Here is a 21,232-nt window from a genome sequence, read left to right on the forward strand (position 1 = left end):
GTTCGCTCAGCGCCACGCCCGAGATTCCCCTCGCCAATGCCTTGGTCGGATTTCCCCGGGCGCTGCGAAGGCGCCTAGCAGTCATGATCAGAGACGCCCTGCCGCCCCTCTCAGCCGACCGCCATCATGAACAAGGAAGCCCTCGGTGACAGCGGCGACAACCACGCCGGCCAGACGGTCTCGAACGTTGCTGCCGAGCCGCGACCATCCGAAGAGACGGGCCGTCTCCCGCAGCAGTTCCTCCTCGTCGATGCGGAACGCACCGCGCACAACCGCCACCATCCCGTTCCGAAGCTCTTCGTAAGGAACGTCCGAAGCGTCGCGTGACTCCCCCGGTACGCGGTACCCGGCGTACGAGTTCGGCTCGAGGGCTCGCGGCCAGGCGACGAGATCGCCGTTCGCGCTCCGCACCACGACCCCGCCGGGCAGCATCCGGAGCATCTGTTCGGCTCGACTCCCCCGCACGCGGGCCAGCTCGAATCGTCGCGCCGTCACTCGAGCGAGCCGGTCCACCAGGATCGGCCCTTCCGCGTTCACGACGTCCATCATCTCCGCGGTGATGAGCAGAGCAGCGCGCCTTGTTGTCGCGTCGAGAACGTCGCGCGTGTGCCGCACATCCACAGCGGCAGCGAGGAACTCCGTGTGGTCGGGCTCGAGTTGCAGCGGCGCCTCGAGGCCAGCCCGCTCGAGAGCTGCTGGCGGCAGCGCCGAGGATCCAGATCCCGAGGCACGGAGTGCGTTGACGGCAGCCGCCGGGGCGTGGGGCGATCCGCCGATCCTCGAGTCGCCCTGCACGCCCGGCGAGGCCTGAGCTGTCGGGGCATCGGAGGCCGACGTACCGGTAGTTCTGATCGCTGGCGCGAGCCGATTGCCGTCATGTGACAGTCCCTCCGCCGTCGTGACGATCGACTGAACGACCGCATCAGCGTCGCGCAGCCACTCAGGAAGCCAGATCCGGGCGACGTCTGCCCAGCCCATCTGTTCGGTGAGCACTGTGCGCGGCAACCCGTCGCGATCCCCGGCGCTCTCCCTGGCGGCCCATCGTGGGCCGTCGAGAAGCACGGCGAGCCATGGCGCATCGAGGCCACTGCGGACTGCGAGGTCGATAGTGAAATCGGAGAGGCCCACACCTGCCCGAGTCTCCAGTCCTGCGGCTTCGAGACGTTCGCGAACCTGCTGCAGGTGCTTGTCACGAACGGGGGCTCTGCGGGTAAGCGCATGCTGGGCGCCGTCACGGGCGAGCAGCAGGTAGTCCTTCAGGTGGGCAAGGCCGATCGATCGGGACGACGACAGGTCGAGCTCATGCGGGTCGAAGGACGCGAACACAACAACCTGTTCCTTGGCCCGCGTCACTGCGACATTGAGCCGCTTCTCTCCTCCTGCCCGGGTTAGCGGTCCCCAGTTGAGTGGCACCTTCCCCTTGGCATCCTTCGCGAACGCCAGCGTGAAGAGCACGACGTCTCGCTCGTCACCCTGCACGTTCTCCAGGTTCTTAACGAACAACGGCTCATCGGCCTGGCCAAGCGCCTTTGCGATCACCGGATCCGTGTCTGCCCGCTGCTCCAACATGTCCAGGATCAGATTGCGCTGCTGGGTGTTGAAGGTCACCACACCGATGCTGCGTGATGGGTCGTCACCCAGAAGTCGTGCTACCTCGTCGACCACAGCCTGCGCCTCGGCACGGTTCACCCGGGCTGCGCGTGCCGAGCCGCCCTCCCATGCTCCGTCCACGCGGCGCAGCTGCACCGCTGGTGCGCCTCCCTCCCGGGGCGGCGTCGGGAAACTGGCGAGTCGACCCTCATAACTGTGCTCGTTGGAGAAGGCGATCAAGGATTCGTCTCGGGAGCGGTAGTGCCACGAGAGCATCAGGCGCGGGAGGTTGGACTCCACCGTCTCGCTGAGGATCGAGTCCATGTCGACCGGGACGGGCAGCTCGTCGTCTCCGAGCACTTCCTCGTCATCTCCACCCGAGCCGGAGGCGGCGAACATCGACGATGGCGGCATCTGCTGCGAGTCGCCGACCACCACCACTGCCTTGCCGCGGCCCATTGCCCCGATCGCCTCGGGCACCCTGATCTGCGACGCCTCATCGAAGACGACCACGTCGAATTCCACGGAGTCCGCCGGCAGGAATCTAGCGACAGAGCTCGGGCTCATCAGGAAGCAGGGCGTGACCTCCGTGATGATCGGCGCGTAGCGCTGCATGAGCTGCCGGATCGTCAAACCTCCACGGCGCCGGCTGATCTGCTGCCGGAGCTCGCCCACATCTCCGCGCTGCTGCTGGGCATCGAACGTCCGAGAAGCCACGATGCGCGCGGGCAACTCCTCGACCAGGCGACGCCGAACATCGCCGCCGGTCTCGACAAAGCGCCTGACGACGCCGGAGTGCTGGGCCGAGTCGAATCCGACGAGATTCGTCGTCTCAAGCCGCTCTGCGAGGATCTCCAGGGAAACCGCCAGGCGGACCGAGCTCTCGATGTCGGGCCCGCGCAGCTCGCCGTTGAGCACCCTCGTCTCGAGGTCCTCGAGGCCGAGTTCGCGCAAACGCCGTAGGGCGCTCGCTGACCTCACCCAGCGCTCCAACTGCACAAATGCCCCATCCACGGCGTCTGCCTGCCAGCTCGCGGCCGTGCGCTCGCGCGCACCACGCCAACCAGAGTCGCGTGTCCACGCCGCCAGGTCGGCGGGCTCGGCGCGCAGTGTGGCGATCAATGCCTCACGCGCCTGCGCCCATCCTCGGAGCAGCGCCCCGCCGGGACCACCAGACGTCAAGACGTCGGCAGTCGCACGGTCGAGGTCCTCGCTGGCGCCGAGCGCCGCCCCGAGTGCGGCGGACGCCTCCCATCCACGCACCCTGCCGGTCAGCCGTGTGAGGTCTGCCTCCCGGAACGGGTTGAACGACGGCGGCAGGTCGAGGCCAGACAGCGTCCGAACGTACGGAACCAGCCGGGCCAACTCATGCCGTGCTGCCGTCAGGCCCTGCAAGACGGGAGTCAGCCGCGACAACTCGACAGAGTCGGCGCTCGCCAGGAAGGGCTGCAGCTCCGCGAGGACGGCTGCGCGCGCCTTCTTCTTCCCGAAGAACTTTTTGTCTGCGGCGATGGATCGGGCAAGGAGGGCGTCGATGTCTCGCTCGAGCACCTCGGGCGCGAAGCCGGTGACCTGCGCGCCAAAGGTCGCGCGGCAGTGCTCGACACCGCCGAGCACATCCCCGGCCAGCCGACGCCATTCTGGCGTCACCACGGTCGAGGCCTCACGTGGACCACGCGCGACGCCCGCCCGCTCGGCATCGAGCCATTCGGCGAGGACGAGCGCCTGGGCTGACGTGTTGGCGAGGCCAGCGAGCCAATTCACTGCGGGCGTTCCCGTCAGGGCTGTTTCTGCGGCGCGAAGGGAAGCCAGAGCATTCTCGATCGCAGGCCGGTCTAGCCGCTCCCCCGCAGCGAGCGGCCCGGCCAAACGCCACGGCGAGTCCGCCGGGGCGACCCCGAGGCCCTGCAAGGCGTCACCGAGGTCATGAGCAAGCTCGTACACGTCATCGAGCGGCTGGCCGCCCATCACCAAGGACCGCGGAACCGTCAGCTGGGGAACACCATCCGACGCCAACTCGGTCACTTCGAGCACGATCTGACGTGCAGTCCAGGCCGACAGCCCGGCGGGGCCCTCGTCGTGCAGGTGGCGGGGATAGTGCGACAGGGACTCGACGAGGCTTCGATACGTCGAGCGGAGCGTGCTCCAACTCGCATCGCCCTGCGCCGAGGACTCGAGCGCATTCTGGAGCTGGCTCCGCACTGCCGACACCGTCTGGTTGGCGCCATGGACGTCGAGGCTGAACGGCGCGAGACCGACAGCGTCAAGTCGGCGCTGGACCACCTCGAGCGCCGCCTGCTTCTCGGCCACGAAGAGCACCTTCTTGCCCTCGGCGAGGCAGTGCGCGATGAGATTGGTGATGGTCTGCGACTTCCCCGTGCCCGGAGGCCCTTCAAGGATGAAGGACTTCCCTGCGGCGGCCCAGCGCACTGCTTTGATCTGGGACCCGTCGGCGGGGATGGGGAGATACGTCGTCGCCTCGGCCGCGTCGTCGTTTGCGGGGGTCTCCACACCGTCATCGAATGGCCTGCCTGGCGTCTCGACGATGTGCCGCACTGCCGGGCGGCGCACTAGGGCCTCCCAACTCTGGTCCAGGTCGCGCCACATGCCAAGGGTGGAGAACTGGAAGGTTGCCAGGTGCGCCGTCTCCTCCACATAGAACGAAGTCGCCTTCGCGCGGAGGAGAGTCGAGCGGATGCTGCGGAACGCGCCATCGAGGTCGATTCCCGAATCGTCGGTCCCCGGATCCACCAGCTCAGGCAACTCGAGCCCGAAGCTGACCCGGAGTTTCTCCTGCAGGCAGTAGTTCGGCTCCATTTCGCGCGTGTCGTCCCGCTCGATCCGAAACGCCGTGGAGCCGCGGCCCCCGACGAGCCGGACCGGGAGGAGGAACAAAGGGGCATGTCCCTCCTTGCGCTGCTCGGTCCACCGCAAGGAGCCGAGCGCGAGGTACAGGCTGTCGGTGCCCGTCTCCTCGCGCGCAGTGGCTGCTCGCCGGAGGAGCGCCTTCAGCTTGGTCGCGTACTCCGTCGCGGTGTGAGCAACGAACACGCGGTGCCCGGCCTGGAGCTCGGAGCGCAGAGTGTCCGCGTCGACGTCGGCAGCGGTTCGAGAGCCGTGCAGGTGGTGGATCGCGGCAACTTGGTCATTGGGAGAGAGCTCGATCGAGGTTCCGCCGGCAATCAGGTCTTCGAGGGCGCCCAATGCCGCCGAGGGGATGTGGAGCGTCGATGTCGACGCCGCTTTGAGCTTGAGCAGCGGGTTCGCGTAGGTCATGTCCAGCAGAGATCGTCGCCATCGCGCGATCCGGGCGGGTGCCGACTCCGCCACAGACGGCGTGCGCGCTGTATCCCCCGAGGGCATGCGGAGCGCCTGGGCAACGGCGATCTCCCGCACCGTCTCGACGATGCGGACGTCACCCTCGCGTCGGATCGTGGGCAGCGGACGATACCAACGGTGGGCCGCCCGGACATCGATGAGCGCTTGCACCTCGTCGAGCCGCGACGTCCACCACCGGCGGGTCTCAGCCCGTGCGGCATCGAAGTCCCGCTGGCTGTCACCGGCGGTCAGCGCTGTGGTCTCGATCGCTTCGAACGACTCCGAGTCGGCGATGGTGACGATGCCGCCCCGCTCCTCGACTAGGGCCTCTGGCAGTTGCGTGTCCTCGGTGAGATACCCGCAGAACGCATGATTCCGGGTGACCGACAGCACGGGGGCGAGGCCAGCTTGCTCGAGAGCAGCGGCATAGGTGCAGGCAAGGTCGAGACACGTGCCGATGCGGCCGTCAAGCACCTCGCGGTGGCTACGGATCCTCTGTCCGGTCCCCTCAAACGAGGCTGGCGGTTCCACATACGTGATCTGACGAGCAGCCATCGCGTCGTACACGGCCCGCGCGATGCGGTGCGCCCGCTCGGGGCCCGCCTGGTAGCCCTGAAGCGACGGACTGCCTGTCCGCTCCTGGAGCAGCGCGCTCGCCTCACCAAGCAGTTCGGCGATGGCTGGCTCGTTCGGTCGGACGAACGAGACCAGAGAGTCCGCAGAGCTGCGTGCCCACCACTCGTCGGCGGAGAGGACGCGCACTGTGACCTCGTCGCGGTGCACAACCCCACCGCGCTCCACCTCGAGCGTGGCTACCGCGACGGCACTCTCGTCGATTTCGAGGAATGCCGAGGGACTCAACTGCCACGCCAGGGCCGCATGCGGGGCCTCCACGCGCTGCCCCGGGCGCACGTCGCCGAGGTGTACCGAGAGCGGGACGGCAATCGCCGAGCGTGAGACGTCGTCCGGCAGCCGGAGGCTGACCCCGACGCGGACATCCTCGGCCACCACCTCACCACGGTTGTGCACCGCGAGCCGCACCACCGGGCTTGCGCCGTTGTGCACCAGCGCGTAATTCAACGACTCGTGTGCGAGGACCACCACGTCGAGATCGCCAACGCGGGCGGAGAGCACGACGGTGCCCCGCGGTCCGTCCATTTCCGGCACGCGGACAGCGGTCTGCACCGTGGACGTGGGATCGACAAGCGCCGCAGCGGATATGGGCTCTCCGGCGGCAGTGCCCTCATCCGCACTCGCAGCGGCGACAGCGTTCTCGTCAGCGGTGCCGAGAACCCTCAGCTCGACCAGTTCAGTGGCCGCCTCCGCGAACCCCAACGACCGGGCGAGCAGCGTCATCGTGTCCAGCGCGCGGTCCACTTGCGCCTGCTCAAGGCTGATGGTGTGCGCCGCGCGGTTCGACGCCTGGATCAGCTCGTCGATCCACGCTCGCTGCGTGGCGTCGATCTCAGTGAACACACCCCGCTCGAACCGCACGATGCGCAGCAGAAGTCGCGGGTCGTCCAGGTCCGCACGGAAGGCGCGCCCACGCCGCTCGGACTCCTTCGCCTCGTACAGCGGAAGCCAGGGAGCACCCGCGACGGACTGCTGCATCCGGACGTCGACGAAGGCCATCAGTCCTGCCGCCAGTACGTCCAGCCCGCGCCCTTGGCGTTCCTTCTGGGTGAGCTTCATCAGTCCTTCACTCCTGTGTGTCGCCGCGTGCGATCGAGGGCGTCGCACCGCGCGGTGAGACAGCCTCTCAGCGCTGCGCGACCGCTCGACGGACTATCGCCCGAATGGCGTAGCGGAGAGGCGCCAGCCGAGACGGGTACGACGACGCGCGCGTCACGGGAAGGGCGGCGGTCTGAGGCAGACTGCTCCACAACAACCCCGCACAGCTCAGCAGTGGAGGCACGCCCGGTGAACGGCTACAACGACATGGTCGGGTTCATCTGGTCGGTCGCCGACCTGCTCCGCGGGGACTACAAGCAGGCGGAGTACGGCAAGGTCATCCTGCCGCTCACCGTCCTGCGGCGGCTGGACTGCGTGCTGGAGCCCACCAAGCCCGCTGTCCTCGCCAAGGTGAAGACCCTCGGCGAGGGCGTCGGCAACGTCGACCCGATCCTGCGCCGGGCGGCGGGGCAGCCGTTCTACAACGTCTCGCCGCTGGACTTCCGCGGCCTGCTCGCCGACCCGGAGCACATCGCCCGCTCGCTGCGCCTGTACATCGACGCGTTCTCGCCCGGCGCCGTCGAGGTGCTGGACAAGTACGGGTTCGACGCCCAGATCACGAAGCTGGACGAGGCCGGGCTGCTGTACCAAGTAGTCGCGCGGTTCGCGGATGTCGACCTGCACCCGGACAAGGTCACCAACCTGCAGATGGGCTACCTCTTCGAGGAGCTGATCCGCAAGTTCAGCGAGGCGGGCAACGAGACCGCCGGGGAGCACTTCACCCCGCGCGAGGTCATCCGCCTCATGGTCAACCTGCTGCTGGATGACGACGACTCGACCCTCGCAACCCCCGGCATCGTCAAGACCATCTACGACCCCGCCTGCGGGACCGGCGGCATGCTCTCCACCGCCGAGGACTGGATCCGCGAGCACAACCCCGCCGCGAACCTCGAGCTGTTCGGCCAGGAGCTCAACCCCGAGACCTACGCCGTCTGCCGTTCGGACATGATGCTCAAGGGCCACAACGCCCAGAACATCGCCCTCGGCAACTCGTTCTCGCACGACGCACACGCAGACAAGTCCTTCGACTACATGCTCGCCAATCCACCGTTCGGGGTCGAGTGGAAGAAGGTCCAGACGTTTGTCGAGGACGAGGCCGCCCGCGGCTACGCCGGCCGGTTCGGCGCCGGCACCCCGCGCATCAACGACGGCTCCCTGCTGTTCCTGCAGCACATGATCGCCAAGATGAAGCCGCTCTCCGAGGGCGGCTCCCGCCTGGCGATCGTCTTCAACGGCTCGCCGCTGTTCACCGGCGCCGCCGGCTCCGGGGAGTCGGAGATCCGCCGCTGGATCTTGGAGAACGACTGGCTCGAGGGCATCGTCGCCCTGCCTGACCAGCTTTTCTACAACACCGGGATCTCCACATACTTCTGGATCCTCTCCAACCGCAAGCGCCCCGAGCACAAGGGCCAGGTCGTCCTGCTTGACGCACGCGACCAGTTCACCAAGATGCGCAAGTCGCTCGGCGACAAGCGCAAGGAGACCTCGCCCGACCAGATCGCGCAGATCACCCGCTGGTACGCCGACGCACTCGACATCGCCGCCGACCCCGAGAGCCCCGACCAAACACGCGTCAAGGTGTTCCCGACGACGGCGTTCGGATACCAGCGCATCACCGTCGAACGCCCTTTGCGCCTGCGTTTCGAGGTGACCGACGACGTCATCGAGACGGTGCGCGCGAGCAAGCCGTTCCGGGCGCTGGCGGCGGCCGACCAAGACCACCTGGTCACTGCGCTGGGCACGCTCCTTCCTGATGAAGGCGCCGAGGTCGACGGCAGCACCCGCAAGGCGTTCCAGACAGCGCTCAAGGCCGCGCTCACCGCACACGGTGTGCCGACGTCCGCCGCCCTGGACAAGGCACTGTGGGCCGCCGTGTCGGTGCCCGATCCCAAGGGCGAGCTCCAGACCGACCGCCGCGGGAATCCGCTGCCCGACCCGGACCTGAGGGACAACGAGAACGTCCCGCTCGGCGAGGACGTCGACGACTACATGGCCCGCGAGGTCCTGCCCCACGTCTCCGACGCGTGGATCGACCACACCAAGACCAAAATCGGGTACGAGATCCCCTTCACCCGGCACTTCTACGTCTACACGCCGCCGCGGCCGCTCGCGGAGATCGACGCGGAGCTCAAGGCCCTGGAAGCTGAGATCCAGCGGCTGCTGGGCGAGGTGACGGCGTGACCATGGCCCGGGCTGGAGTGCCCCTTCGGCACCTCGTAACGTGCCTTGACGGGCGGCGCGTCCCGCTCAATGCATCCGAGCGCGCCGAGATCCCCGGGGAAATCCCCTATTGGGGCGCAGGGGGCGTCGTCGATCACGTCGCCCGGCCGCTATTTTCGGAGGCGCTCGTGCTTCTCGGCGAAGACGGTGCACCATTTTTCGAACCGGGCAAGGATGTAGCCCACGTCGTGCATACACCAGTATGGGTAAACAATCACATCCATGTTCTGCGGCCGCACCCGAGCGTCGATTCGCGTTACTTAACCTACAGCCTCAACGCCGTCGATTACGCCCAGTACATCTCAGGTTCGACCCGCGACAAGTTGACGCAGGACGACATGCGGCGCATCACCGTCTGCTTGCCTCCCCTTAATGAGCAGCGCCGCATCGCCGACTTCCTCGACACCGCAACGAACCACATCGACCGATCCGCAGCGATCCGTCTTCGTCAAGAGGACCTTGAACTCGAACGCTGGCGATCGGTAGTGGCGGAAACAGCACTGTGCGAAGCGGGTGACAACATGCCCCTTAAGCGACTTTTCGAGTCCTCCTTTGCTGGAGCGTGGGGAGGCGATCCGGGTATTGAAGAGACCGACGTGCTGTGCGCTCGCGTAGCGGACTTTGACCGAGAATACTATCGGGTGACGGCCGCGCCGACGGTGCGTTCGGTCACCCGCCGCGATGCTGCTCGAAAATCCCTTCGGGAAGGCGACATTCTTCTTGAGAAGTCAGGTGGCACCCAGGCAAAGCCCGTCGGTTGCGCTGTCATGTACGAAGGAGAACCGGGAGCGGTCTGCTCTAATTTCATCCAAGCACTGAGGCCGCGTCGTGACGTGAGTGCGCGTTTCGTTGGATACATCATGGGCGCCCTGTATGAAACGCGTCAAAATGGCGCATTCGTGAATCAGACAACCGGCATTCAGAATCTCGACCTTCCTGCATACATGAGGACCCTTGTGAGGATTCCCTCCCTCAGCGAGCAACTGTCGGCCGTTCACGCCCTCGACGAGATGCGGTCCCACATCATGTCGACTCGCGCGCTGCTTCACCGCAGCGGCGACCTACTCATCGAGCGACGCCAAGCACTCATCACCGCTGCCGTCACGGGTCAGATCGACGTGACGACCACCGGGAGCGCGACACCATGACCGCAGCGGGGCTCACGATTCCGGCGACGCTCACGCGCGCCGGTCGCGCCTACGCCGTCTCGTATCTGCGGAGCTACTTCGCTCCGGTCACTTCGGCGTCCGGGTACACCGGCTCCCGGTTCGAGCGGCTCGGTGGCGGTGGCGACCGGCCGGCCGTTGCTCACGAGTTCACGCCCGAGGACCTCGTCGCTGTCACGCTGCTCTCGGTCGAGGTGCCTGGCCGCGCAGCGCTCGAGATCCTGGAGCGCCGCCGTTCACGTCTGCTTGAGCTGCTCCGCCAGATCCCCACCGACCTGGACCTCGTCGATGTCGAGCCTGACGCGCTCAGACCTGAGTGGGCGCCCTGGCGGCTCGAGACCGAGCTGCGGTCGATCACCGGCCTGGGCCCGACGACGGTCAGCAAGCTCCTCGCCCGCAAGCGGCCCCGCCTCATCCCGGTCTACGACTCCGTGGTCCAGGAGCTCGTCAAGCCCGTCGGCGGATTCTGGGCATCGATGAACGCGGCTCTGCGCGCTGATGGCTGCGCCCTGCAAAAGCACCTCATCGACCTCCGCGAGGAGTTGGGCATCGGTGAGGACATCTCCCCGCTTCGAATCTTCGATGTCGTGGCCTGGAGAACAGGCAAGGACGCGTCCGCCCGTAGGGCTGCAAGCGCGATCAACCCTCTCTCGCCGGGTGCCGATAACTGACGCGAGATGTCGCCGGAAGAGAGGACAGGTCGTGAGCGGGTACGCCGTCGTGGACGTCGAGACCACCGGGCTGTTCCCGGGCGGCCACGACCGCATCGTGGAGATCGCCGTCGTGCAGGTCTCCCCGGGTGGTGAGGTCGAGGAGTCGTGGGCGACCCTGGTCAACCCCCAGCGCGACCTCGGACCGCAGCACATCCACGGGATCCGCGCCTCGGACGTGCTGACCGCACCGACGTTCGCGCAGATCGCGGGCACGCTGTCGGCACTGCTCGTCGGGCGCGTGTTCGTGGCCCACAACGCGTCGTTTGACAGGCGGTTCGTCCAGCACGAGTTCGGGGCGCTCGGGCACGACGTGCCGCTCGTCGCCGAGACCACGCTGTGCACCATGGAGTGGTCCTCCCGGCTGCTGCCGCACGCGCCACGCTCCCTCGCCGGGTGCTGCGCGACGGCCGGCATCACGCTCACCGACGCGCATGAGGCGCTCGCCGACGCGACAGCGACCGCCGCGCTGCTGCGGCACTACCTGCACAAGGCCGGGATGCCCTCCGGGGCGCGAGGACGCAGCCTTCTTGGCAGCAGCATGATGTGGCAGCCCCCATGGGCAGGCACCGTGGAGCTCGCCAAGACCGCCCTGTGGCCGAGGATCCCCGCAACCGACATCGCGTGCGTGCGGCGCGGGTCAGCCGCCGAACGACAGACTCCGTTCCTCGCCCGGCTCGTCGACCACCTGCCTCGGACGGCCGAGACGTGGGAGTGCGAGCAGTACCTCGCGCTGGTGGACCGTGCGCTGCTGGACCGGGTCGTGTCCGTCCGCGAGCAGGAGGGCCTGGCGCGTGCGTCCGTCGAGCTGGGGATCGACCGGCCCACGGCACTGCAACTCCACCGCGCCTACCTCGACTCGCTCGCCCGCACGGCATGGGCAGACGGTGTCGTCACCGACGACGAGGTTGAGGACCTGTGTGCCGTCGCCACCCTGCTCAGCCTCTCGGCCGACGACGTCGACCGGGCGCTGTCGTCCGCGTCCGCGGGTCCCGTGGTTCCGGGCACCGACGCCGAGTACATCGCCCCAGCCCAGTTCCGCCTGCGCGTCGGCGACCTGGTGGTCTTCACCGGGGACATGGTCGAGCCCCGTGACACCTGGGTCGGACGCGCCTCCCGCGCCGGGGTCGTGGCCCACCCGAGCGTCACCAAGAAGGTCACCCTCGTCGTCGCCGCCGACCCGGACAGCCTGTCGGGGAAGGCGCGCAAGGCTGCCGACTACGGCATCCCGATCGTCACCGAGCACGCCTTCTCCGGGTTGCTCGAGGATCTCGTCGCGCGCAGCCCCGCACTGTGAACGCTCTCGAATCGGGCGCAGATCGCACCGGCTCACAACTCATCACCCAAACTCACAACACAACTCACAACATGCAAGTACGGTGTCGCCAACGCTGATGTGGGGAGCTGCGATGCCGGGGTTGCAGAGCGAGGCCGACGACGCCGTGGCGCGCCTCCGGCTCGCGACGACGGATCTGCAGTGGGTCGAGGCGAAGCGCGCTGAGCATGGCCTCCCGCAGAGCCTCGCCGAGACGGTGTCAGCCTTCGCCAACGCGGGAGGCGGACTGATTCTGCTCGGCCTAGACGAAGCCGCCGGGTTCACTCCCGTCGGCATCGACCCACGACGCCTCGCGGATGGGATCGCGCAGACGTGCGCGGATGCCGTCGAACCCCCGATCCGCGCGCACGTCGACATCGTGGCGGTGGACGGCCAGCCCGTCGTGGCGGCCCGCATCGAAGAACTCCCCGCGGATCGCAAGCCCTGCTACGTCAAGACCCGCGGCATCGAACGCGGTTCGTACCTCCGCACGCATGACGGCGACCGCCGCCTCACGACGTACGAGGTGCACGTCCTCCACGCATCGCACGGTCAACCCCGGGACGACATGGCTCCCGTTGAGGGAGCCAGCCGCGCCGACCTCGACCCCGAGCTGGTGTCGGCGCTGGTGCGTCGGCTTCGCGGCACACGCGGCCCCGTGTTCGCCCGGGCCAGCGATCACGAGATCCTCCGCATGGTCGGGGTGCTCACCACCGACGGCACCCACGAGAGAGTGACGCTGGCTGGCCTGCTCGCCCTGGGCGTCTACCCCCAACAGTACGTCCCGCAACTCGACACGACGTTCGTGGTCTACCCCACGAACGATGGCAGGCCACTGGGCGACGGCACGCGGTTCCTCGACAACCAGTCGATCGACGGTCCGATCCCCTACCAGGTCTCGTCAGCTGTCGAAGCGCTGATGCGGAATATGCGACGGCGGTCCATCGTCGTCGGCCTAGGTCGCGAGGAGCGATGGGAGTACCCGACGGAGGCGCTGCGGGAGATCATCGCCAACGCGCTCATGCACCGGGACTACCACCCGCTCGCGCACGGCACGCAGGTCAGGATCGAGCTTTACCCGGACCGGCTTGTGGTGACGAGCCCTGGTGGGCTCCACGGTCCGATCGCCACCGAAGACCTCCTCTCCGAGAGCGTCTCGTCATCACGCAACGCCGTCCTCGCCAAACTCCTCGAAGACGTGCAGATCCCGGGCTCCGCCCGGACCATCTGCGAGAACCGGGGCTCCGGCCTGCTCGCGACCGCAGCGATGCTGCGCTCTGCCGGAATGGAACCGCCCATCCTCACCTCGGACGTCCGGTCGTTCCGCGTCGAACTGCGCAACCACGGACTGCTGGACGACGACGCCACGGCCTGGCTCTCCACGCTCGACACGATGTCGCTCAACGATCGCCAGCGCCTCGGCCTCGCCTACCTGCGGCGTCACGAGCAGCTCTCCAACGCCGGGTACCGGAGCCTCACCGGCTGCGACGCACTCACGGCCACTCGCGAGCTGTCGACGATGGCTGCCGGCGGATTCATCGACCGGACAAGCTCCGGAAGATGGACGATCTGGCATCTGGCTCCCGCCTACGCGGCGTCGATCCACTCCCCGCTCACGCTCGACCTGCCCACGCTCGGCGGCGACCGCCCCGGTGCCTCAAGCCGACGTGAGCAGGTCGTCACCCTCCTCAGAGGCGGCCCGCGCTCCACCTCCGACCTCGCCACGACACTTGGCCTGTCCCCTCAAGCAGTGCTGCGCCACCTCCGGATCCTGGAGGACGCCGGGATCGTCCGTCCGACGGCGGCCAGCCGCAGAAGCCCGCTGAACGCATGGACTCTCGTCGGCGGAGCCGCCGCGACGTCCACGGAAGGATCGCGATGACTCAGGTCCACCTCGAGGAGAAGTTCGAAGACGCGATCGAGGCGTCGATGCTGGCCGCCGGCTGGCATCGCGGCTCGACGCAGGGCTATCGGCCCGCCTGGGGGCTCGACGTCGAACAGCTCTTCGCCTTCCTCACGGATACCCAGCCTCGGGCCTGGAAGAAGATCCTCGGCTACTACGGCGGTGACGAGGCCGTCGGGCGGACGAAGTTCGCCGAGCGCCTGGCCGCTGAGCTGGATCAGCGAGGCCCCCTGGACGTGCTCCGCCACGGAATGAAGGACCACGGAGTCAAGGTCTCCCTGGCGTTCTTCGCCCCGGCCTCCACGCTCTCCGACGAGCTCGTGAGCCTGCACGCGGCAAACCGCCTGAGTGTGACGCGGCAGCTCCGCTACTCGGCGACCACTACCGGCGAGCTGGATCTGGCGCTGTTCGTCAACGGCATCCCTACCGCGACTGCCGAGCTCAAGAACCCCCTGACCGGCCAGGACGTCGAGCACGCGAAGGCGCAGTACCGCCAGGACCGCTCGCCCAAGGAGCTGCTGTTCGCTCGGCGGGCTCTCGTGCACTTCGCCGTCGACCCCGACCTGGTGTTCCTCACGACGCGCCTCACCGGACCGTCCACCCGGTTCCTCCCGTTCAACCTAGGAACAGGCGGCGCCGGCAACGAGGGCGGCGCGGGAAACCCGACCTCGGATGGCGGTTACAAGACGGCCTACCTCTGGGAACAGGTGTGGAGCCCGGACAACTGGCTCGACCTGTTGCGGCGCTTCCTGCACGTCGAGGACCCCGTCGCGCCCGGCAAGGGCAAGCCCGTCGGCAAGAAGCCGTGGCATGCACGGACGCTGATCTTCCCGCGCCTGCACCAGTGGCACGCGGTGCGCAGCCTGACCGACCATGCTGCCGAGCACGGCGCGGGGCAGAACTACCTGGTGCAGCACTCGGCCGGGTCGGGCAAGTCGAACACGATCGCCTGGCTCGCCCACCGGCTGTCGTCGCTGCACAACGCCGAGAACTCCAAGGTGTTCCACAAGGTCATCGTCATCACCGACCGGGTGGTCCTGGACCGCCAGCTGCAAGACACGATCTTCCAGTTCGACCACACTGTCGGGGTCGTGGAGAAGGTCGACAAGACGTCCGCGCAACTCGCCAAGGCGCTGACCGGTGAGACCGCGCAGGTCATCATCACGACACTGCAGAAGTTCCCCTTCGTCCTGGAGTCGGCCGGCACACTCGCCGGGTCACGGTTCGCGGTCATCGTCGACGAGGCGCACTCCTCCCAGACCGGGGAGACCGCCAAAGCCCTCAAGCAGGTCCTCGCACAGGGCGTCGACGCGACGGTGTCCAGCGATGGCGACGCGATCCTGGTCGCCGCCGAGGTGGCCGAGGCGATCGCCGAGGCGGCCGAGGACGCGTCCGACCCCCTGGTGTCCTCCGCACTGGCACGAGGTCGACACGAGAATCTGTCGTTCTTCGCGTTCACCGCGACCCCCAAGGCCAAGACGCTGGAGCTGTTCGGCGCGCTGGGCGACGACCATAAGCACCGCCCGTTCCACGTGTACTCGATGAAGCAAGCCATCGAGGAGGGCTTCATCCTCGATGTGCTGCGCAACTACGTCACCTATGCGACGTATTACAAACTGACCAGGATCGGGTCGAACGGGGCGTCGTCCGACGCCTCGGATCGCGAGGTCGACAAGCGCAAGGCCGCCGCCGAGCTGGCCAGGTTCGCGTCCCTGCACCCGTCCAACATGACCCAGCGGGCAGAAATCATCGTCGAGCACTTCCGCGCCCACACCGCGCATCGGCTCGGTGGGCGCGCCAAGGCCATGGTGGTGACCCGATCCCGCCTGCACGCCGTGCGCACCCGCGCCGCGATCGCGGATTACATCAAGACCAAGGGTTACCAGGGCCTCCACACGCTCGTCGCGTTCTCCGGCGTGGTCGAGGACGACGGGGTCGCCTACACCGAGGCGATGGTCAACGGGTTCGGCGAGAGCTCTCTGCCCGAACATTTCACCTACACGTCCGCGGATGACCCCCTCGCCGGGCGCGAAGGAGCAGGTCAGGTCCTCGAGTACCACGTGCTGGTCGTCGCTGAGAAGTACCAGACGGGATTCGACCAGCCGCTGTTGACCACGATGTACGTGGATAAGAAGCTCGAGGGCGTCAAAGCCGTGCAGACCCTCTCGCGCCTGAACCGCACCCACCCGTTGAAGTCGCAGGACGACGTCTTCGTGCTCGACTTCGCCAACGAGGCCGTCGACATCGCCGAGTCGTTCGCGCCCTTCTACGAGACGACGATCACCGAGCCCACCGACCCGAACCTGCTCTACGCGTCGCAGACTGAGGTGATGGGCTTCGGCCTGCTGGTGGAGTCCGAGATGGACTCCTACGTCGGTCCGCTCCTGGCCTCAGGCGGCGACTCGGCCGCCCACGCGAAGCTCTACCACTTCACCGACCCGGCCCTGGACCGGTACGTGCACCTGCTCGAGGAGGACCGCGAGACGGCCGAAGAGTTCCGGTCAACACTGCGCAACTACACCCGCGCCTATGCGTTCCTGGCCCAGGTGATCCCCTTCCACGACGCCGACCTCGAGAGGCTGCACCTCTATGGCAAGGCCCTGCTGCAGCGCCTCCCCCGCAGCCACGACGCCACCGTGGACCTCGGCGCCGTCGACCTGTCCCACCTGCGCATCGTCAAGACCGGCGACACCGACGTGTCCCTCGGAGCCGGGCTCGGCGAGCAGATCCTGCCCGGATTCACCGGCGGCGGCCGCGGGTCGCAGACCGTGACCGAGCTCGCGCTCATCGACCAGGTCATCGCCGCCATCAACGACCGACTCGGCGGCAACCTCACCGACGCCGACAAGGTCTGGGTCCAGCAGACCTTCGAGTACGCCGCCGAGGACCCCCACATCCGGCAGACGGCCAGGGCCAACACCGAGGAGAACTTCGGCTACGTCTTCGACAAGCAGTTCGAGGGCCTCGTCCTGGACCGGCACGACGCGAACGCCGGCCTGATCGACCGCGTCTTCAAGGACTCCGACACCACGACGTTCTTCACCTCGATGGCCCGCAAGATCGTCTACGAGCTCGCTCGAGGAGCGGGGGAGGCCAGCTGAGTTTGCGCGGCGGCGACCGGGCTAGATCACGTCGAAGACGTGGTCGAGCAGCATGACCGCGACGCAGCCGAGGACCTCCGCCGAGGTGTGCGAGCTCAGCAGGTGCCCGCCGATCACCGTCGCCGCCTGGTCGGGCGGCGTGCCCAGCGGCACGGGGTTGACGTTCTGCACGGTGAGGTGGACGTCCCACTTGCCGGGCTCGTCGTCGGGTGGGAGCCGCACGCTGCCAGCGAAGCAGCAGCGGCGGGCCTGGAGCGACCGGCCGGCGGCGGCGTGCTCGGGCTGCTCGGCGCGGATGCCCGCGGCGACCCGTTCCCCCACGCCGACGGTGAAGCCCTGCTCGCCGACGGGGTCCATGCAGTACTGGAGCAGCAGGGCCTCCCCTGAGCCGCCGCGCACCACGACGCGCACGATGCCGTCGCCAGTGAGCTCCAGCTCCTGGACGACGCCCTGCTCGGAGGTGGACGTGGCGCGGTCGACGATCTCCCCGGCGGCGTTCAGGGCGATGAGCGTCACGGGTGAGGGGTGGAAGAGGACGACCTCGACGGCGACCCGGGAGGCGGGCGCGTGATGCAGCACGAGCGGCCGGGTGGGGATCTGCAGGCCTCGGGGCGCGTTCGGCCAGTCGACGACGCGGACCGGCTGCTTCTCGGTGTCCAGGTAGCCGAGCCAGTCGAAGCGGCCCTCGTGGGGGTATTCGCCGGTGGCGTGGTCGTCGAAGTCGACGCAGAGGGTGGTGGGCTGCTCACCGTCGGGCGGGTCCTCGGGGAACCGTCGGGGGCAGGCCGTGGGGTGGAGCACGACGCGCAGCGCGGTGTGGGGGCGGCGGTGCGGGATCAGGTGGGCGACGACGTGGTACGCGTCGCAGGGGCGCGGCTGGTAGTCCCAGATGGCGGCGACGAGCTGCACGGACTCGCCCGGGCGGTAGGCGGGCTTGTCGGTGACGACGTGTTTGCCCAGCAGGAACTGGGTGTTGACGCGGTCCTCGGTGACGTCGTGCTCGAGCACGCCGGCGGTCGTCTCGCGCGCGTAGTGCCAGGTCGTCTGCGTCCGGAACGGAGTGCCCGGCAACGGCAGGCTCGGGTACTCGATGGCCATGTCCACCGACTCCCCCAGCGTGAGATCCCCCGCCGCTGGGCTCGTGGCGTCCTGCCCACGGCGAGTGGGGTCGCGGTAGTCGCTGGCGGCGGCGGCGATGGCGGCCGCCGCTGCTCCGGCGTAGAGGCCTGCGGCGAGTGGCGACGGCGCCTCCCACTCGATGAGCGAGGTGATCAGCGGCCCGCAGGCGAGGACCTTGCCGATCGCCTCGATGTGGTCGCCGCCGGTGGGGTGCCCGGGCTGGATGATCTGGTCGCCCGCGCTGCCGCCGTCGCCCCACACATGCCAGTTCGACAGCGCGACCGCGGCGCCTGTGGCGTCGTCCCGGGCGAGGACGCCGAGCGTGCCGGAGCCGTTGAACCACACGAGGTGCTCTTCGGAGTTGCTGGTCGCCACGCCACCGCGCAGCGGGTCGTACTTCTCCTCGTCGCGGTCGCCCGCCTGCGCGGGCCGCAGCCGCGGCGCCTGGACGTCGGTGGGGAACCCGTCGATCTCGGCGGGGATGGGCCGGGAGCCCGCCGCCTCGATGCTCAGCGCGGAGGGCAGCTTCTCGGTGACGTAGAAGATGATGCTGAGCTCGTCGGCCAGGGCTCCGCCGCGCCGGGGCAGCCCCCAGCCGATCGTGCGGACTGTCGGATCGGAGGCGTGCTCTCTGCGCAGCCGCGCCACGACCTCCTGGATGCGGGCGGTGCGGTCCTGCGGCTCGTCGTCCATCGCCCTCACCCCGAGATCGTGATGCCCATGAGTCGCTGGACGTCGTCCAGTAAGGAGGCCCGGCCCAGCGTCCCGGGGCCGTCGCCGCTGTGGTGCAGCGCGACAGGCCGGAGCGTGGCGGTGTGGACCCAGATGGAGCCGGAGTCGCCCGGTTGGCTGACCAGCTCGTTGAAGTCGGGGTCGGTCTCCAGCGCGAGCTGGTCGATGGTCCAGGTGGCGAGATCGTGGCCCAGCGGCGCGAAGCCCGTCATGATCGCGTGGGTGAGGCCCGTGCGGGCGCCGGACTTGTGCACCTTGCGCTGCGGGTCGGTGACGGGCAGCAGCATGATCGCGTCGAGCTCGGCCCGGGTCATCACCGGTGTCGCCAGGGCGATGTCCCCGTCCAGCGCGGTCACCGCGTTCTGGGAGTCCTCGTTGGACTGCGCGTCGAGGGTCGTGAGGAACGCGAGCGAGCGGTCCGTGTCGAGGACGCACAGCGCCGCGTCGACATCGTCCCGCTGCACGCGTCCGAGCGTCCCGATCACCAGGTCCTCGTCCTGGTAGGCGACATCCGCCGCCTCGGCGATCGCCCCGGCGATGAGGAGCAGGATCGCGATGATGAGCAGCAGCACCTTCCACCACGGGTCGTCGAAAGGGATCGGCCCGTGCTGGCCGGGGAACGGCGCGGCGGGGGTGACGGTGTAGGAGAACTTGGTGGGGAACGCGTAGAACGGCTCGTCGCAGTCGCGGCCGCCGTCGTGGTCGTGGGGGCGCCCGTCGCCGCCGCCCCCGCAACCGCAGGGCGTGCTGGCGCAGGCGCAGTCGAGGATCTCTTGGATGAGGCACGGGTCCACCGGGCGCCCGTCGAGCAGTGCCTGGAGCGCGCGCCGCAGCAGGTCCCGTTGCTCGGCGGAGGGGCCGCCGCCCTTCCCGGCAGCGGTGCGCCGCTCGGGTGGGCAGCGGTGGCGCCCCTTGCGCCCGTTGACCTGGTCGAGCGCGAACTCGCGGAGCCGCATCCGCAGCGTGCCCTCCTGCACCCGCGAGACGATCTCGCCGGTGGCCGGGTCCACCGAGGTGCGGCTGACGAAGATCTGCGTGCGGACCCGTCGGGCGGGGTGCCCGGCGTCCGCCATGCCCGCCAGGTTCCGGCAGACGAGCTCCACCTCGTGCTTGCGCGGCGCCGCGTTCCGCACGTCCACCTTGAAGTACACGGTCTTCCCCGCGCCGGGGGCGAGCGGCCCCAGCACCATCCCCGTGCCGAGCTGGCGCTGGCCGAGCGACGCGAGCTCGGCCTGCGACCACGTGTCGAGGATGCGCACCCCGCGCATGGCCAGGTCGCTGCGGCTGCCCGGCGAGATGTCGAGCACATGCGTGTCGGTGAAGGGCAGGCCCCACCGGTTGATGACGCGGACGCCCATGAGGTAGACGCCCAGCGCCGCCTCGAAGATCCCGTCGGGCATCTGGAACAGGTCGTCGACGCGCACCGCGTAGGGGCGGTACGGCACCTCGAACAGGGCGCCGTCGAGGAACCGGGCGTCCCACCGGATGTCGCGGAAGTCCCTGGTGGGCAGCGGGTCCTCCGCGCCGATCACCGCCCGGACGTCCACCCGGTCCAGGCCCGGGTCGATCATCATCTCCGACGGCTTCCATGCCGCCGCGGCGTTCTCCCGGTGCTCGGCGACGAGCGCCCAGGCGGCGCCGTCCGCGGTGACCTGCGAGCCGACGTCGCCCGGATACGTCCCGGACCCGCTGGCGGCGCCCTCGACGCGGTAGCGGTTCTCCCAGGTGTGCACTGCCTCGACGACGCGCAGATCCCACCGGCCATATAACTGGACGCTCACGGAGACCCCCCTCCGCGCGGCGAGGGCGTCCCCGCGCGCACCGTTGCCGGGGGCGAGCCCGACTCTTGCCAGTGTCACATCGGCCCCAGGGGCGCGCGAGCGGCAGCCGCTCCGAGGCTCCCCGGACTCACAGGCTCCTCTCAGGCGCGTCGAGGTCATGGGCGCCGCGACCTGGCCGATGGGATGAGCACGGCCGACATGCGCCGCACCGCCACCTGGAAGAAGACCGCCGTGCAGATCACCAGCGCCACCAGCGCCTCCGCCGCCAGCACCTCCGCCACGACCACCGAGCTGCAGCGCCAGCTCGCGGCCGATCAGCGCACGCTGGCCAAGCACCAGCGCGAGGGCGCCGACGCCGCCGTCATCGCCGCGGCGCAGGCGGCGGTCACAGCCGACCAGATCGCCATCGCGCAGGCCGCCGCCACGGGGACGATCGACACCATCGTGTGACCGAGGCCCACGGATGGGCGATTCGCGGCCCAACCTGCCGACTTGCGGGTTATCGTCCCTCGATACCCCTTCCCCGGTCGGTCCCCCGGCCTCTGC

The 21,232-nt window shown here is 68.7% G+C and carries 10 protein-coding genes; 7 read left to right on the forward strand and 3 right to left on the reverse strand.

Going from position 1 to position 21,232, the window contains the following annotated elements; genetic code table 11:
• Positions 1-87 precede the first annotated feature (87 nt).
• Positions 88-6,600, reverse strand: coding sequence for a DUF4011 domain-containing protein (locus QUV83_RS08905; RefSeq protein WP_289563975.1), 6,513 nt, complete (start codon positions 6,598-6,600; stop codon positions 88-90).
• 213 nt (positions 6,601-6,813) lie between these two features.
• Between QUV83_RS08905 and QUV83_RS08910 the strand changes: the two genes are divergently transcribed.
• From QUV83_RS08910 to QUV83_RS08935, 6 genes are all read left to right on the forward strand, one after another.
• A complete protein-coding gene (locus QUV83_RS08910; RefSeq protein WP_354003934.1) occupies positions 6,814-8,820 on the forward strand; it encodes a type I restriction-modification system subunit M in 2,007 nt (668 codons plus the stop codon).
• A gap of 2 nt (positions 8,821-8,822) precedes the next feature.
• Positions 8,823-10,007, forward strand: a complete 1,185-nt coding sequence (locus QUV83_RS08915; protein ID WP_289564005.1) for a restriction endonuclease subunit S — start codon at positions 8,823-8,825, stop codon at positions 10,005-10,007.
• Positions 10,004-10,696, forward strand: coding sequence for a DUF6308 family protein (locus QUV83_RS08920; protein WP_289563976.1), 693 nt, complete (start codon positions 10,004-10,006; stop codon positions 10,694-10,696). The genes QUV83_RS08915 and QUV83_RS08920 overlap by 4 nt, the downstream gene beginning before the upstream one ends.
• A gap of 31 nt (positions 10,697-10,727) precedes the next feature.
• Positions 10,728-12,032 carry an exonuclease domain-containing protein gene (locus tag QUV83_RS08925; protein WP_289563978.1) on the forward strand — a complete coding sequence of 435 codons (1,305 nt, stop codon included), beginning with the start codon at positions 10,728-10,730 and terminating at the stop codon, positions 12,030-12,032.
• A 112-nt stretch (positions 12,033-12,144) separates the two neighbouring features.
• A complete protein-coding gene (locus QUV83_RS08930; protein WP_289563979.1) occupies positions 12,145-13,932 on the forward strand; it encodes an ATP-binding protein in 1,788 nt (595 codons plus the stop codon).
• Complete coding sequence (locus QUV83_RS08935) at positions 13,929-17,054, forward strand: type I restriction endonuclease subunit R (RefSeq protein WP_289563980.1); 3,126 nt, start codon at positions 13,929-13,931, stop codon at positions 17,052-17,054. The genes QUV83_RS08930 and QUV83_RS08935 overlap by 4 nt, the downstream gene beginning before the upstream one ends.
• 21 nt (positions 17,055-17,075) lie before the next feature.
• On the opposite strand, the gene QUV83_RS08940 is transcribed toward QUV83_RS08935, so the two are convergent.
• Together QUV83_RS08940 and QUV83_RS08945 are read right to left on the reverse strand one after the other, a co-directional pair.
• Positions 17,076-18,875 carry a hypothetical protein gene (locus QUV83_RS08940; protein WP_289563982.1) on the reverse strand — a complete coding sequence of 600 codons (1,800 nt, stop codon included), beginning with the start codon at positions 18,873-18,875 and terminating at the stop codon, positions 17,076-17,078.
• Entirely contained in the window at positions 18,872-20,686 is a 1,815-nt protein-coding gene (locus QUV83_RS08945; RefSeq protein WP_289563983.1) for a hypothetical protein, read from the reverse strand. Before QUV83_RS08945 ends, QUV83_RS08940 begins: the two co-directional genes overlap by 4 nt.
• Positions 20,687-20,869: 183 nt before the next feature.
• On the opposite strand from QUV83_RS08945, the gene QUV83_RS08950 reads away from it, so the two are divergent.
• On the forward strand, positions 20,870-21,136 hold the full coding sequence (locus QUV83_RS08950; protein WP_289563984.1) for a hypothetical protein: 267 nt from the start codon (positions 20,870-20,872) through the stop codon (positions 21,134-21,136).
• Positions 21,137-21,232 lie beyond the last annotated feature (96 nt).

The sequence above is a fragment of the Cellulomonas cellasea genome (genome assembly GCF_030372105.1).
Taxonomy (GTDB): domain Bacteria; phylum Actinomycetota; class Actinomycetes; order Actinomycetales; family Cellulomonadaceae; genus Cellulomonas_A; species Cellulomonas_A cellasea_A.

Excerpts from the sequence above, each read along its gene's own strand:
- QUV83_RS08905 (WP_289563975.1), bottom strand. The coding sequence starts at position 6,600 with ATGAAGCTCACCCAGAAGGAACGCCAAGGGCGCGGGCTGGACGTACTG.
- QUV83_RS08915 (WP_289564005.1), top strand. The coding sequence starts at position 8,823 with ATGGCCCGGGCTGGAGTGCCCCTTCGGCACCTCGTAACGTGCCTTGAC.
- QUV83_RS08920 (WP_289563976.1), top strand. The coding sequence starts at position 10,004 with ATGACCGCAGCGGGGCTCACGATTCCGGCGACGCTCACGCGCGCCGGT.
- QUV83_RS08930 (WP_289563979.1), top strand. The coding sequence starts at position 12,145 with ATGCCGGGGTTGCAGAGCGAGGCCGACGACGCCGTGGCGCGCCTCCGG.
- QUV83_RS08935 (WP_289563980.1), top strand. The coding sequence starts at position 13,929 with ATGACTCAGGTCCACCTCGAGGAGAAGTTCGAAGACGCGATCGAGGCG.
- QUV83_RS08950 (WP_289563984.1), top strand. The coding sequence starts at position 20,870 with ATGAGCACGGCCGACATGCGCCGCACCGCCACCTGGAAGAAGACCGCC.